The 15,055-nt window shown below is 59.5% G+C and carries 12 protein-coding genes; 5 read left to right on the top strand and 7 right to left on the bottom strand.

Annotated elements, in window-relative coordinates; genetic code table 11:
- Positions 1-63: 63 nt before the first annotated feature.
- The 5 genes from ACVC7O_RS16280 (at position 64) to ACVC7O_RS16260 (ending at position 3,811) form a co-directional block, all read left to right on the top strand.
- On the top strand, positions 64-342 hold the full coding sequence (locus tag ACVC7O_RS16280) for a hypothetical protein (protein ID WP_458323165.1): 279 nt from the start codon (positions 64-66) through the stop codon (positions 340-342).
- 1 nt (position 343) lies between these two features.
- The gene (locus ACVC7O_RS16275) at positions 344-931 is read left to right on the top strand and encodes a hypothetical protein (protein ID WP_458323164.1); all 588 of its coding nucleotides are present in this window, start codon (positions 344-346) and stop codon (positions 929-931) included.
- Positions 932-945: 14 nt separating this feature from the next.
- On the top strand, positions 946-1,218 hold the full coding sequence (locus ACVC7O_RS16270; RefSeq protein WP_458323163.1) for a HigA family addiction module antitoxin: 273 nt from the start codon (positions 946-948) through the stop codon (positions 1,216-1,218).
- Positions 1,219-1,227: 9 nt separating this feature from the next.
- Positions 1,228-2,559: an HNH endonuclease gene (locus ACVC7O_RS16265; protein ID WP_458323162.1), complete on the top strand. Its 1,332-nt coding sequence runs from the start codon at positions 1,228-1,230 to the stop codon at positions 2,557-2,559.
- Positions 2,560-2,887: 328 nt separating this feature from the next.
- Complete coding sequence (locus ACVC7O_RS16260) at positions 2,888-3,811, top strand: DUF2971 domain-containing protein (protein WP_458323161.1); 924 nt, start codon at positions 2,888-2,890, stop codon at positions 3,809-3,811.
- A gap of 75 nt (positions 3,812-3,886) precedes the next feature.
- Here the strand turns inward: ACVC7O_RS16260 and ACVC7O_RS16255 are convergent, their stop codons facing one another.
- From ACVC7O_RS16255 to ACVC7O_RS16225, 7 genes are all read right to left on the bottom strand, one after another.
- On the bottom strand, positions 3,887-4,840 hold the full coding sequence (locus tag ACVC7O_RS16255; RefSeq protein ID WP_458323160.1) for a hypothetical protein: 954 nt from the start codon (positions 4,838-4,840) through the stop codon (positions 3,887-3,889).
- A 172-nt stretch (positions 4,841-5,012) separates the two neighbouring features.
- Positions 5,013-6,611: a relaxase/mobilization nuclease domain-containing protein gene (locus ACVC7O_RS16250; protein ID WP_458323159.1), complete on the bottom strand. Its 1,599-nt coding sequence runs from the start codon at positions 6,609-6,611 to the stop codon at positions 5,013-5,015.
- On the bottom strand, positions 6,605-7,033 hold the full coding sequence (locus tag ACVC7O_RS16245) for a plasmid mobilization protein (RefSeq protein WP_458323158.1): 429 nt from the start codon (positions 7,031-7,033) through the stop codon (positions 6,605-6,607). The genes ACVC7O_RS16250 and ACVC7O_RS16245 overlap by 7 nt, the downstream gene beginning before the upstream one ends.
- Positions 7,034-7,074: 41 nt before the next feature.
- Positions 7,075-7,860, bottom strand: coding sequence for a hypothetical protein (locus tag ACVC7O_RS16240; RefSeq protein ID WP_458323157.1), 786 nt, complete (start codon positions 7,858-7,860; stop codon positions 7,075-7,077).
- Between the two features lie 720 nt (positions 7,861-8,580).
- Entirely contained in the window at positions 8,581-9,951 is a 1,371-nt protein-coding gene (locus ACVC7O_RS16235; protein WP_458323156.1) for an HlyD family type I secretion periplasmic adaptor subunit, read from the bottom strand.
- Positions 9,948-11,723, bottom strand: coding sequence for a type I secretion system permease/ATPase (locus tag ACVC7O_RS16230; RefSeq protein ID WP_458323155.1), 1,776 nt, complete (start codon positions 11,721-11,723; stop codon positions 9,948-9,950). The genes ACVC7O_RS16235 and ACVC7O_RS16230 overlap by 4 nt, the downstream gene beginning before the upstream one ends.
- A 57-nt stretch (positions 11,724-11,780) precedes the next feature.
- Positions 11,781-14,969 (bottom strand): CHRD domain-containing protein, encoded by a 3,189-nt coding sequence (locus ACVC7O_RS16225; RefSeq protein WP_458323154.1) that lies wholly within the window; start codon positions 14,967-14,969, stop codon positions 11,781-11,783.
- Positions 14,970-15,055: the final 86 nt, after the last annotated feature.

Raw genomic sequence — 15,055 nt, 5'->3', positions numbered from 1 at the left:
ACAGGGAAGACTCGAAGTGATATTAAGTTGTCAATTGACAACTTAAAGAAAGAGGCCTATTTAATGTCCAGAAAGCCGCACAAGTCCAAGGAGGTTGAGGCGGTCTTGCGCGAGCTGGAAGCCCTGGGTTGGACCGTCACTTTACGTCCGGGGCGCGGGCATGCGTGGGGCCTGATCCGATGCCCGAACAACGATCCTGACTGCCGGTGCGGTGAATTTTGTCAGATGGGTGTCTGGTCGACGCCTCAGAATCCGGGCCGCTTTGCGCGGCAATTGAGAAGTCGGGCGCTTGGTTGCACCAAGCTCGACAACACGAACGAAGACGCGCAAGAGGATGAATAATATGGCAGAAATCGAGTTCGAACTGATCTTCGCCCTTCCAGAGGGTAAGCATGAAGCCTTCGATCTGATGGACGCGGTCTTCGAGGCTGGCTTCGAGGATGCCATCGTTGGCACTGGCGTGCCTGGCATGCTTGGCGTTGCGCTGGAAGCGGCGAGTGATCGCGCTGAAGATGCGATCCTCAACGCGGCCCGGGCGATCCAAAAACAATTGCCCGAAGGCGCGGTTCTGCGGGAAGTGCGGCCTGATCTCGTCAGCTTGGCGGATGTGGCCAAGCGGCTGGATGTAACGCGTCAGTCTCTGCAAAAGCGCAAGATGCCACCAGCCAGCCAGGGTGGGCTGTTCCGGATGGAAGAGGTCGCTGTGGTCATCATGAATGCGGCGGAAGGCAAGGGTGCTGGAACTCGCAAAGGGCGCTTCGCAGTGGACAAAGCGGGAAAGTGGCTAAGTGCGGGTAAACCTGCGCGGCGGGTGAACGCAGGCCTTGCCGTTGGCGCGATTGACGGGGCGACGCTCGAAGTGCGGGAGGATGCGAAGCAGTTTATTTACGCAGATAGCATGAACGCTGAAACGCAAACTGGCGCAGCTTGAGGCAGTGCCTGGTGATGAGCTTGCTTGAAGACCCGATGCACCCCGGTGAAGTTCTGAAAGAGCTTTACCTCGATCCCCTTGAGATTGGGGCCATTGCGTTTGCGCGGCGTCTGGGTGTTCCTTGGACTCGGATTGAGCGGTTGATAAAGGGCACAACCGGGATCACGCCTGACACCGCGCTACGCCTAGCGCGTGTGTTCAATACGACCCCGGCCTATTGGGTGAACCTGCAAGCACAATACGACAGAGTGTTGGCTGCCGATGGTGAGCCAAATTTGCGTACTTAACCAATTGCTATGAACGCCATTCAGTTTGAAATCGCTCGTTTTCTGGCGTCGAAAGCCAAAGCAAAACAGCGGACAACATACCAAGAACTAGCCGAAGCGATAGGATGGCCGCATCCAACGGGGCGAGGGCTTGGTAAAAACCTGTACGCAGTTCTGCATTACTTTCACGACAAGCGATTGCCGCCTTTGACAACAATACTTGTTCGCAAAGGACACCGATATCCAGATGATGACGCTCTTGACTACATTCGGGAGGCGATAGGAGCGGTCGACATTGCCGACGCACAAGAGAGTGTCTTTCGATTTGACTGGGGCTCAATTCAAGAACTTCGCGCGGTTGCAGACGATCTGCCCGGTGGTCAGACGATTTGGCGATCATCGTTTCGAAAGCAAGTCGATGCTTGCGACACAGGTTCGAATGCCTTTCTGCTGAAGTTTAATGGCGAACTCCATGGTCCTGGTGGTGTATCCCGACCGGTTGATCCGCGAGACTGGGACGATCAGGTCTTGAGCATGCCTTGGGACAGCCCCCGAGCAAGCTCTTGGAGCGATAGGTCCCCCGGTCCGCAAGTTGTTGTTGGCGATGTCCTTTACCTCTGGGCTCACGAGGATGAAGCATTTGGATCGGGGCTCGGTTTGACTGGCGTCGCAAAAGCAAAAGACGTGCATCTAAGGGACGGTGTCCTGAAAATCCTGCTTGCAGAACTGGCTCTTCTCAAGAAACCGTTTGGGTTCCGCAGTCTTGGCGCTAGTGGCTGGAGTTCATCGGTGCTTGACCGCATAAATGAGGATCGCAGTCCAAGAGCCTGGGCGATGAAATCGGATGAGCAGGCCGAGGTTGATGAACTCATTCTGAGCTACGGTTCGAGAAAGACCGACGCGATTACCAGCGTAGAGCTTCAACATCTATCGCCTTTGGAACGTGCGCTTTCCGATGACCGCGAAGCCGTAATGGCCGCAGAACAAGAACGGAAGACAGCAAGCGTCAAGGCGAGGCCTGAACAACAGAAATTCCGGGAAGCGGCGATGCTACGCCATGGTGGGCGTTGCGTCATGACAGGCTTCACGCTGCCAACGGTGCTGGAAGCGGCGCACGTCATTCCTCACACCGGCAACCCCGCTTTTGAAGTGCCCGAGAACAGTCTGATCCTAAGGCGAGATGTTCACTCACTATTTGACGCTGGCATGATCGCGATAAACCCTAAATCTGGGCTTATTGTGGTTTCATCGGAACTGAAGGGAACGGCGTACAGAAAACTTGATGGGAAGAGCGTGGATCACAAGTTGGCTTCGGCGTCCCTCGCTTACCAATTTAGGCGCTTCAAAAAGGCAAATTCGTAGGGTTTTCCATGATTGGTATTGAATGCTTACGGTGCCGTAGGCCTTACCGCCTCACCGTTCGCTCCGCATGCGCGTCGGACGCTGATCGAACAGTTTATCAAAAGGACGACACGCTCAATGCTGCGACGCGCCTTGCACGCTTGGTCAACACGACCCTGACGTACTGAGTGAACTTGCCTACAGCCTTTGGTATAATGAGAATGAAACGGCAGATCGAAGCTTCCGAGATCAACCACCTGCTGCAAACTGACGATTACCTGGTCTTTTGAATGAAGGCCAAAGTCTTTAGCTTGATCAGCTATTGCACAAGAAAGAGAGACCTACGACTTTGAAAATCTATAAGTATTTTTCCAGTGACGTCATGGACTTGGTGTTTCAACGGGATGACTATTGCGGTGTCAAATGCTCGCTTCCTAAGGACTACAACGACCCCTACGAACTGTTCCTCGGCGTAGACTTGGATGTGACAACGGAGAGCCTTGCCACGTACCAAGATATCGTTCAGGAACTGCCACAGTTTCCAACAACGTGCTTCTCCAAATCACCGATTGTCGCTCCTATGTGGGCGCACTACGCGCAAAACCACTCTGGGTTCGTGCTCGAATTTGACGCGAGCGCTTTGCAAGAAACCTTTGAAGAAATCGAAATCTGTGATGTTGACTACAAGGCGGGACCCAATCCAAGCCTTGCATCATCTCTGGAACGAGTGGCGGCAACAAAGAAACCTAGGCATGCAGTTTGGCTGCGCCAACAAGTCCTCACCGAAGCCTACTTTTCGAAGTATCAAGACTGGAGCTACGAGCAAGAATGTAGATTGGTTGACAGAAACCAATACGTGGAGGACGTCGCAGGAAACGACATCCTGTTCATACCAACTGATTGTGTGACCGCGATGATCGTTGGCAGCAAAATACCTGAAGACAAGAAAGAGATCAGTATTGAGTTGTGCCAGGAAAATGACATCGACTGGTACCAACTCAGCATCGGAAAAAGCCTGGCGCTACCATACATGCGATCAACGGGTGAAAGCGTCTTCATCTTCGAGAAAGGGGAAGTCACTGAGGCTCTAGGCATATGCGAGAGTTGTTCAGAACCAATCCCATCTGGCGGCGATTTGTGCGTTTGGTGCTCGATCACTGAATCACATGCAGACGATGCCGCACGGGGCAATCCATTTAGAATTCTTGATCATTATGGGCAGCTAGAGAGCTATTTTGAAGGTGTTCGCAATATTGAACGCAAGAGACGATAGGACATCCAAGTCAAATCCTTATCCGACAAGATACGCTCGTCGAAACAGTAAAGGCTCAACAAGGTTACTCGTGGCCTACGCTTTGGCGGACAGGAAGGCTTTATTGCCGAGACTGAAGCAATCAACGCGCTTCATGACTTCTAGCACATCTTTGGACCGAACCGCTCCCAGCCTGTTAAACTCTCCCAGAAATGCAGCAACTGCGCCTTCAAACGTTTTGTTATTCAACCACTTAGCGCTTGGGTCTTGTTCGATGTCACGGATAACTGATCGTGATGCAAGATAGGTCAGTCCATCGACCGATACCCGACTGCAAATCTGCACGCTTATGTCCCGTGCGATAATGACAAGCGTTGTTGATGCCAAAAGCACATCGTTGATCTGAAGGCTCAAGCAACGATCAAATTCAGGCTCAGAAAGCTGGATTGGTCCGATGTGCCCGGTTTGACTGGACCATTGGGTCAGCGCACTGCTATCGACAATGCGCTTGTATGCGGCAACCGATCCGTGGCTAGCCACGCCTGCGCGGTGAACGATGCAATTCCTTAGCTCTTGATAATATTGAAAAAATGGGATGAAGAAATCTACACTCGTTGTGTCGAGAGAAATCCGCTCATAGAGACGAGAGAGCTTGTCGCCGCGAGTTGCAGTGGCGTCATCGTCGCGAAGATTGATGTCATCCGCTGCGCCAAAAAAACTATTGTATCGGTCAAATTCCGCCGAGCACTCATCTAGAAACCTGTCAAAGGATGAGAATGCCTGAGCTATACCCATTTGGAATGCAGTGTCCAAGAATAGTGCTACATTTCTATCTGGGTTCGTCCAGTCTAGGGGCGTTCCCCATCCGGTACGCTTTCGTCGAAGCAGTCTCCATAGGGGACCAATTTTTTCAGGACTATGAAGTTTCTTGCTTTCAGCGCCCATCAATGCAGCCTTCAAAAATACATTGAGATCTTCATGACGGCGCGTCAGGAAATAAGTGGGGGTGAGGTGTGCTGCCGAAAAGTTACTTTCAAGACTGTTTTTCATTCCGGCCTCCAGAGTGTTGCGCTCAATGAATGAGCGGCAAACCATTTCGGCCTCAGCGTAGCTTTTTCAACGCCAACTTCGAAGCGTTTCACCACCTTTGAGGCTGAAAAATTGGCTGGCACACACCAGCAGTCTAAATGAATACAGCTACCAACTGACAGTCAGCCACAACTCAAATGCACTGAAGGTGGGTGCTTCCGTGGTCGAATTGTCGCTGTTCAATGCCGCAACCCCGCTCCGCATGCGCCTCCTGGCTGTCTAGCTGTCCCTCAATCTCTCGGCGGCGGCCTTCGCTAAGGTCAAGCTCTGCTGCAAGTTCTCGTCCAGCGTCTTGTAGCTCGCCTCGTCGTTCAGCAATCCGCTCAAGGCCTTCATGGATGCGGCTTGTGAGCGAATGAGCAAGGTCACGCAGTCTTTCAAGCCAGCCAGCTCCCTCTCGATCCTGCCGGTCGAGCGTGTCTCCAAGGCGGTCAAGTCCTTCGCGGAGGCCTCTGAGGCCGTAACCAACCGCTCGACGCAGGCGAGCAAGTCGCGTTCCAAGGCTGTCAGTTGGGTCATCTAATCCTCCTCGATCCGAATGCAGGTGACGTGTTGCTCGCCCATCATGCAGGTCCTGAGCCGCGTCTTCGACGAGTCCAGGATCAGCCAGGTCCCCTCGGGCCGCTCGATCCTTGTCAGGCCCATCTCCGATAGCTCTGAGCGCGTCAGATGCACAGTCCAGAAAAAGCTCGCGGCCATCATCGAGGCGATCCCCGTCAGCACCATCGCCGCGATCAGCCAGGGTGAGATCGTCAGCCAGAGGCGGATCGAGCTCAGCCGCGTCTCGAACAGGCTCGCCGTCTCTGTCTGAAACCGGCGCGTATCGCTCGCGATGGTATGCTGCGCGGCGCCCACAATGTCCTTCAAATCGATCCTGAAGCTCTTCAGCTGGGACGAGATCGAGGCGACGTGTTCGGCCCTGATCTCGTCGAGCTCCGCGTTCAGTTTCTCGCTCAACCGGGTCGGCTTGCCAGTCTTCATGGAAAATCTCTCCTTTCAGCCGCCAGCGCTCGCCGGTGTCGGGGTCGCGGGCGGTGATGTAGGCCTTGCCGGTACGCGGCAGGTCGAAGCCTGCGTCGGTGAGCGCGTCGATCATGGTCGCGCGGTCGGTGATCAGGCCCATATCGATCTGGTCCTGTATCCAGGCGTGCAGCTCGTCCCGGCCCTGGGCGCGGGTCGGTGCCTCGATGGTATCGCGGACCTCCTGCGCGCGATCCACATCCATCGGATCGGCCCAGCCGTGGCGCTGGTTCATCACGTCCCGAAGACTGTCATAGGCGTCCTGATAGCCCGGTGGCGCGATGTTGAGGCTCTTGCCCGTCGTCAGCTCCAGGCGCGGCGTGCAGAAGTGAAGCTCGACCCGGCCTTCGTGGCGATGGCGGACCCAGAGCACCTCATATTGCTCAGGGTCCAGCCCCGCGAAGGCCAGCCGCTCGAACTCGTCCATGACCTCGGCCTGCTGGTCCTCGGTCGGATCGTCGCTGTCGGCAAAGCTGATCACGCCTGCACGGTAGGTCCACTGGTGTCGGCTAGCGTCGATCAGGACCTCGGTGCGCTCGGGATTGCCGCGCAGCACCTCGGGCATCGGGTCGCGGGTGACGGTCATGGGCTGGCGGTCCGCGTCGCGGATCTGATCGCGGTTGCCATCATAGGCCAGCACGCGCTCGGCCACGAGGTAGCCTACCGGCCCCGCGCCCGCGCCTTTGCCGTTAGGGAAGAACTTGATCAGCACCGCCGCGCCTCATCGAGGAGCGCGGCAAGCTGGCGTTCGATCACCACGAGGCAGCGCGCGACCGTTAGCGTGTCGAGGTCGGTGCGCCCGACCTTCATGGCGTGGTTTAGCCAGCGGGCGATCTGGTTGAGGTTGCCGCCGATGCGCCCGATGGCCAATAAGAGCGCCGGATCGACGCGCGGGACGGGCTTGCGGCGACGGGCCTCGGTGAGGCCTAGCGCCTCGCGCAGGAGCGTCGAGGCAGGCAGGCCAGCGGCCTCGGCCTTGGCGCGGAGCTGAGCCTTCTCGGACGCAGTACAGCGGAAGACGAAGGTCTTGGTCAGCGGCTCTTTGGCTCGGGCTTTGCCCGCGCCGGTGGGGTTCGAAGGGGAGGCGTGCCGCCCCTCGCAAGGTCCCGTGTCATCGGCGCAGCCGTATGACATGGGTCGCCTTGCTGTTTGCACTTCGGTGGGATCGGTGGCGCTCATGATCTGAGGCCTGCCGCCCGAATTTGCGCCTGGGTCACCAGCTCTGCGGCCAAGAGCGCGTCGATCTGGCCGGGGGTGATATGGCGGCAAAGCGAATGGCGATCAGTGACCCAATTCGCCAGGCCAGCCAGCATCTCGGCTTCCTTGGCTTTCCTCTCTTCTCGGCCTTTGGCGATGCCCTCGACGAAGGTCCTCCATCGCCCGGACTTGAACCAGTTGTCCGAGAAACAGACCTTCGACCGGGTGAAGCCTGCGCTCTCGGTTGCATAGGCTTTCGCAGCCTGCAACAGGTCTTCGGCCTCTATCCCAGCGTCCAGGATGTCCCTGATCCGCCCGAGACACTCAGCCTTCGCTCGCAGACGGTCGGGCGGATAGGCGGCCAAAATCTTCTCAGCTTCTTCATCCGCCCCCGCCTCGCGCTTGCGCGTAGGGGGTTTATGGATGGTTTTTGGATGGTTTGGGGGCCGTGGTGGCCCCGGTACCCCGGCCACTGTGGCCCCCGTTCGGGGTCCAGTCTGGACGGGGTCCACAGTGGCCCCCGTCTCAATATCAGGCTCTGCGGTGAGTTCCAGGGCCTCGATCCGCGCAAGATCAATCCGGTAAACGACAGTGAATCCGTTCTTGCACCCCCGCGATCCGGTCTCGACCAGAATGCCTTCTTTCAGGAAGTCCCGGATCGTCCGCTTGACGGTGGTCTCGCCCAGTTCCGTATGCCGCTGGATCGTGCCCTTCGAACACCAGATGCCCGACCCGTCATCCGACGCCTTGTCCGCCAGAAACATGATGATCTGCTTGCGCGTCGCACTCCCGAACTTCCGCTCAGCACATGCATTCGCCACCCGCCAGCTCATCGGGAGGCCTGAGGAGCAAGGTTTGACAATTCGCCGCTAAGTGCTTGATGCGCCGTGGTGGGTTTGACAGATTTTTCGTGACTAACCTGTTGAGCACTCTCAATAAGCTTCGGTTTGAAAATCCTCGTGTCGGTGGTTCGATTCCGCCCCCGGGCACCACAGTTTTCACCGAAGTTGCTGAATGTAGATAATGCGTTGTATTGGTGGGCATCTGTCCGCACTCAGGCGTATCTCATACGCCCAGAGAGAAGCTGGCGCGATCTCTTGAAAACGCTGAACTAACAAAGCGAGTCCGCCCGATTTGGCTTCGAGCTGCCCGTCTTCTTCTGGGTTCGAGTCAGCTGAGAACTGTATGAGCCTTGGATCGCGGCCCTACACAGAGCAGTCTTGCCTCTATGGGATACAACGTCTTGGCCCGAAGCCGCCTTTGGTGGTCTACTCAGTTTGATGCGCAAAACAGCAGGTGTCTGCGTCACAGCCCATCATTGCCTATCTTTGCAAGGGCCGCTGTTGTTATCCGGCCCCTCGATTGATCAGCACGGTGATGACGTCTGCCGCAATCCCCCCGCAAAGAGAAACTCATGGGCCGATCCAAAACCAGCCCATGAGCTCATGCACCTTGCATGTCATCCTACCGTCGTAGGAACCAATTCACTCGATAAACGTCTTTGCAAGGCGATCACTGATAGGCTGGGCGAGGTAGGAAAATGCCGTCCGTTCGCCGGTGCGGATGAAGATGTCCGCGGGCATGCCCGGCAAAAGCGTCAGGGCAGCAACATCGCTTGGCTGAACCGCGTCCAACCGAACCCGCGCGGCGTAGTACTCTTCTCCTGTGCGATCATCTTCCAAGGCGTCGGCCGAGATGTCGAAGACCTGCCCGGTGGCCTCCGGAACGTCGGCTTTGGCGAAGGCAGACAGTCGGACCCGGGTCTCCTGACCGACCTTGAGCTTCTCAATGTCCGAGGGGCTCACCCGCGCCTCGACGATGAGCGCGCGATCCGCTGGCACGATATCGAGGATCGGCTCACCAGGGCGGATCACGCCGCCGGTGGTTGAGGCCTCCAGGTTGACCACGCGGCCGCTGGTCGGGGCGACGATCTCGATCCGCTTGCGGCGTTCCGCGGCACCCGCGTGTTGTGGCGCAACCAATGCCAGCTGTGCTTCAACTGCGGCCAGCTCGCTCGAAATCGCCTCGTCGCGCAGTTTCTGCTGGCTGACGCGGGTCAGTTCAAGCTCACGGATCTGGTTCTCGGCCTGTGCAATCTGAGTGCGCAGCGCGGCATCGCTGCCGCTCAGCCGTTCCATCTCGAGCCGGCGTGAACTGATCCGCGGCGCTGTCACAAGGCCCTGATCAAAGAGCGTCTGCAACCCGGTCAGCTCTTCGCGCGTGATCTCGATCTGCCGCTGCGTCGAGGCGCGCTGTTCCCCCAGCCCGCCGACCTGATCCCTCAGGCTGACAATCCTCTGGCGTGTGATCTCGGTTTCGGTCCGGCGCGCGCGGGCCTCGCTGTCGAACACCTGCTTTTGCGTCAGGTAGGCGGAAAACCAATGCAGACGGTCGAGCCCTTCCGGAAGCTGGACCAAGGTGTCGGCTTCGCGGAAGGTCTCTTGCCCAGTGATCTGGGCCAGCAGGCGCGCGCGGCGCACCGAAAGGTCGCCCAACTGGCTGCCCAGAACGCTGAGGTCGACGTCGATATCCGTGCTGTCGAGCGCAATGAGCACCTGGCCCTCTTCCACGAAGGCGCCGTCGGTGATTAGGATCTGATCGATGATCCCGCCGTCGAGATGCTCGACCGTCTTGCGGTTGCCATCGACCACGAAGGACGCCGGGGCGACCACGGCCCCGTCGAGTGTCGAGGACATGGACCAATAGATCGCGCCGCCGATGAACGTCAGCAGGACAAACAATCCGGATGCCACGAAGCGCCCGATCCGGGGCGCGTCTGGGCGAGCATGCATTGCCTGCGCGGCGTCAAAGGGCATGGGTGATCCGGAGGTGGTGTGAGGGGTCAGATATGTCATTGGGTTGCTCCCTTGAGCCGTGTTTCGGGTGTCAGGACCAACGGTGCCGCGCGCCCGGACGGGGCTGGTGCAGCGCCTTTTGCAGGGTCGGTCGCGAGAACGTTGCGGGTGTTCATCTTGAGAACGTCATCCTTGTCGCCAAACCGGCTCTGCGTTCCGCTGCGCATCACGAGAACCTTGTTGACCGCCTGCAAGGTGGACGGACGATGGGTCATGACGATGGCGACGGCCCCGCGGGCCTGCGCGGCCTGCAGCGCCTGCCGCAGCGCCTGTTCGCCCTCGGCATCGAGATCGGAGTTCGGCTCGTCGAGCACCAGCACGAAGGGGGCGCCATAAAGCGCGCGGGCAAGCGCCAGCCGCTGACGCTGACCGCCGGAGAGGAAGAACTCCGACCCGATCCGTGTCTCATACCCGTCGGGCAGGCTCATAATCAGCGGGTGCACACCGGCGTCTTGGGCGGCGCGCAGAACCTCGGCATCGTCGATCTCGGTGGAAAAGCGCCCGATGTTCTCGCGGATGGTGCCATCAAACAGCTCGACGTCCTGCGGCAGGTAGCCGATCATCTGGCCGCGCTCGGTCGCGTTCCATTTCGACATCGGTGTGCCATCGAGCAGGACCTCGCCGCGTTGCGGGGTCCAGACACCCGCGAGCATCTTGCCCAGCGTGGTCTTGCCGCAGCCGCTTTGGCCGATGATCGCCAGCACATCGCCCGCGTCGAGCGTAAATTCGATCCCGCGGATCGTCGCGTTGATCGCCTGCGGCGGTCCGGCCTGACCGATCTGGACCGAAACGGATTGGAACGCGCGCGGCAGATGCAGCCTGCGCGTGTCGTCCTGGAACGTCTCGGTCAGCTCTTTGATCTTCTGGTAGGACCCGCGCGCGGCGAGAAATATCCGCCATTGCCCGATAAGCTGATCGATGGGTGCAAGGGCGCGGGCCAGCACGATGGTTGCGGCAATCATCACACCGGCCGTCGTCTCGCCGGTGATCGCAAGGGCCGCGCCGAGTCCGAGAATGGCGGATTGCAGCGCCATGCGGATGGTCTTGGACAGGACCGAGAAGCTGGCGATGCGGTCAGACGTGCGCGTCTTGTGATGATGCGCCTCGCGTTGCAGAGCGCTCCAGCGGCGGGCAAGATCGGCCCCCATGCCAAGCGCCTGCACGAGTTCCGCGTTGCGGTCCCCGGTCTGAAAGAGCGCGTCCGAGCGCCCGCGGGCCTCCGAGGCCTGCTGCATGGGTCCTCGTGCGCGGGCGTTGTTGATCAGGGCCATGACCGTCAGGACAGCAGCACCGGCCAGGCCCAGCAGGCCGAGAAACGGGTGCAAGACATAAAGAACAAGCAGATAAATCGGAATCCACGGGGCATCGAAGAAGGCGGTCAGCGTGGTGCCGGAGATGAAATCGCGAAACCCATTGATGTCTTCAACGAGGCTCTCGCCGACCCGGGCGCGGCCCTCGACCCGGCGGCGCATGGCCGCGCGCAACACTGGCTCGCCAACGGTGAGCTCGAATTTCGCCGCCAGCCGGGCGAGAATGCGCATCCGCACCAGATCAAGGCAGGCTGTCACCACGAAGACACCGCCCAGAAGCACGCTCAGCGCCACGAGGGTCTCCATGTTCTGGCTGGTCAGCACGCGGTCATAGACCTGCAGCATGTAGAGCGGCCCGGCCAGCATCAGAAGGTTGAGAAAGAGGCTGAAGAAGCCAACGGCGAGGAACCCTTTGTGCAGCGAGGACCAGGCGCATTTTACGGGGTTGGGATGGTTGAACATGGGAGGGGCCTTTCACGGTTGCGAGAGGGCGGCGCGTGGCCGCCCTCCCAAGAGGCGTTATGCGACGAAGTCTTCGTCGGTCAGATCGGCGCTGTTCACACCCGCGAGGCGGACGGTGCCCTGATCGCCGAAGCTGATTAGCGCGTCCTCGCCTTGCTGGCTGACACCAACCGCTCCGCCGAAGTCCGGGCCGAAGTCGCCGAACTGCAGCTGGTCGAGACCGATCTCGAAGTCCTCGATCACGTCGTTGCCGAAGTTGGCACCGAAGAAGAAGGTGTCAGACCCTTCGCCCCCGATCAGGATGTCGTCGCCACCCTCACCGCTGAGCAGGTCGTCGCCCTCCGCGCCGTTCAGCACGTTGTTGAGGTCACTGCCGGTGATCACATCGCCATCGTCCGAGCCGATCACGTTCTCGATCGAACTGAGCACATCGGTCTCAACCTGGTTCTCGATCACGTCGAGACCGATCACACCGGTGCCCCCCGTGGCGTCGACATCCAGCGTCGCGCCTGCGTCCACCAGCGTGTCCTGCACCACCGGGCCGTTCTGTCCTGCGGGTGCATTGTGCAAGTGGATGGCTGAGACAACGCCCGGGATCGGGGTGTTCAGGTCGGCCTCGTTCAGACCGACAACGCTCAGCTCCGAGGAGTAGAGCACCTCGCCTGCCTCGTTGAACGTGATCGTCACGGTGGCTTCACCGGTGGCCGTGCTGTCGGATGTGGGGCCAGGTTCCTGGCTCGCATCCAGCGATCCGGCGAGCTCGATCACACGGTCATGACCGGTGCCCGTGTCGCTCACAACTTCCAGTTGGCCGCGGATTTCACCGCCCGGGAAGTCCGCAGTATGGATGTTGTAGTAGAGGTTGCCCGCTACCGCCTGCTCCACGAACTGCGCCCCATTGGCGATGGCAGAGCCGAACTGGCCCGGGGCCACGACCGCCTGATTGGCGACCAACACGTTGAAGCCAGTGTCACGGGTCGCCGTGCCATTGCCGTTGGCACCCAGGTCAACCGTCACGGCCACGTCAAGGTCGGAGAAGTCGGCAGTATCAATACCGTCACCCCCGTCGATGAAGTCATTGCCGAGACCGCCTGTGATCACATTGTCCGCGTCACCGGCAATGATCACGTCATCGCCAGCGCCACCGAAGACGTCACCATTGGTTGTGCCCAGATCGACGAAGACGTCATCGCCATCGCTCAGCAGCACGTTGCCGTTGATCACACCCTCGTCGTCGTTGACGATGGTCACGGTGCCTGCATCCGACGCGTCGATGGCATTCACAGTCCCGCGGATTTCACCCTCGTTGAGGATGGCACCCAGCAGGTTAAGACCACCGTCCACGCGCACACCGGCTGCCGCATCCGAGTCCTCCGACCCGGCGATCAACCCTTCATTGACCACGACACCCGCGAAGGACGCGTCTTCCTGATTGGTGAAAAGACGCAGGCCGTCGCCAACCTGATTGCCTTCGCTCGCATCGCCGCGCCCTTGGAAGACGCCCTCGTTGGAGACAAACGCCGACACAACGTCACCCGCGACATCACCGATCTGCAGCGACACGGCAGAGCCGTTGTTGCCGACCCCGGCATCCACCGTACCGCTGTTTTCGAAGGTGTAGTTGTCCGCGGTGCCATCGGCATAGACGGTGCCGTTCCGCTGGTTGCCGGTTCCGAGGATGTCGCCCTCGTTGACCACTTCCAGACCGTCACCGTCGATGTTCACGGCGCGGCTGTCTGAGGTCACCGTCCCGCGGTTCACGAAGGAGCCGCCGGTGTGATCGCCAGTGCCGAAGTAGACACCGTTCTGGCCGCCAGCAAACAGACCACCTTCCTCGTTGATCAGCTGACCCTGGAAGTTGATGTTGTTCACCGAGCGGAAGGCGCCAACCGTTCCGTTGGCCCCTTCCGAAGAGACAGTGCCGGAGTTGGTGATGACGGCATCGGTTGTGCCGGTGTTGCCGACGTTCCCGATGCGGATCCCGTCGCCCGCCGCATTGGTGCCCGCTGCAGCATTGCCGCGGCCCTGGATGGTGCCAGCGTTGTTCAGGTTGAAGGAATTGGCGCCATCAGCGGCCCCACCGATTTCGGCGCCGAAGCCCGAGCCTTCATTGCCCGCACCCGCGTCGATGGTACCCGTCGGCAGGTTGTCGACCGTGAAATCGTCGGCGGTGCCGTCGGCATAGACTGTGCCGTTGCGCTGGCTGTCGGTGCCGAGAATGTCGCCGCCATTGACCAGATTGACGCCCGTGCCGTCGATATTCACGGCGCGGCTGTCGGACTGAATGGTGCCGAAGTTCAGCACGTCGAGGTCATGCACGCCTTGCCCGATGTAAAGGCCGTTGGCAGCCCCTTCGATCACACCGGTTGCGGTGTTCAGGATCTCACCTTCGGCGCTGGCACCATCGGCGATGCGAATACCGGCCGCCGTGCCTTGCGTGCTCTCCGAAGAGATTAGCCCAGCGTTGACGATCTCTGTCTCAAGGATCGTACCCTCGGCGCCTTCGTCGATGCGAATGCCGTCACCTGCGAGGCCGGTGTTGGCCGCAGCCTGGCCACGCCCTTGGATGACGCCACCCGCACCATTGAAGACATCCGTCTCGACCCGGTCGCCTGCGGTGTCACCCACCTGCAGCGAGATGCCCGCGCCCTGGTTGCCGACGCCTGCGTCGATGGTGCCTCCCGAGAAGTTCGAGATCGAAACGTCTTCGGCCGTGCTGTTGGTATAGATCGTGCCGTTGCGCTGATCGCCTGTGCCGATGATGTCGCCGAAATTGCGGACATCGACGCCGTCTCCCTGGATGTCAACGGCGCGGCTGTCGGAGGAGATCACGCCGCCGCGGAAGTTGTCGAGGCTGCCCGAGCTTTGGGGCCCGGCAAACTGCACACCGTTGAACTCACCGGCAATGTCGCCGAAGTTGCGCACCGATGCGGACCCGGTGATTTGCACGCCCGTTGCCAGCGCGTCGGGCCCGCTGTTTGCGTCGATGCTGCCTGTGCGGAAGTTGAAGACATCAACATTGTCCCCCTCCGCCAGAACGGCTGCGACCGCATTGTTGGTTTCGATTTCTCCAAAGTTCAGCAGGCGCGAGAAATCATTGGCCAGAACAAAGGCCGGGGTGTCATCGACGACGGTGCTTTGAAAGAAATTGTTGAACAAGGTCTGACCGTCGCGGGTCGTCTCTTGTGCCAGCGACGAGGACGTCAGAAGACGCGCGCGCAGGCCGGATAGAAGTTGGGAAAGCATTGGGGAACTCCATTCGTTTGCTTCGAAATGCAGTCGGCCCTCGGCAGAAAGGGGCGTCCTACGAGCAAAAGGAGTAAGAACCGCGT

The organism is Roseobacter cerffii, from assembly GCF_054226325.1.
The sequence above is the reverse complement of the archived record's forward strand: the minus strand, read 5'-3'. Positions and strand labels throughout refer to the sequence as shown.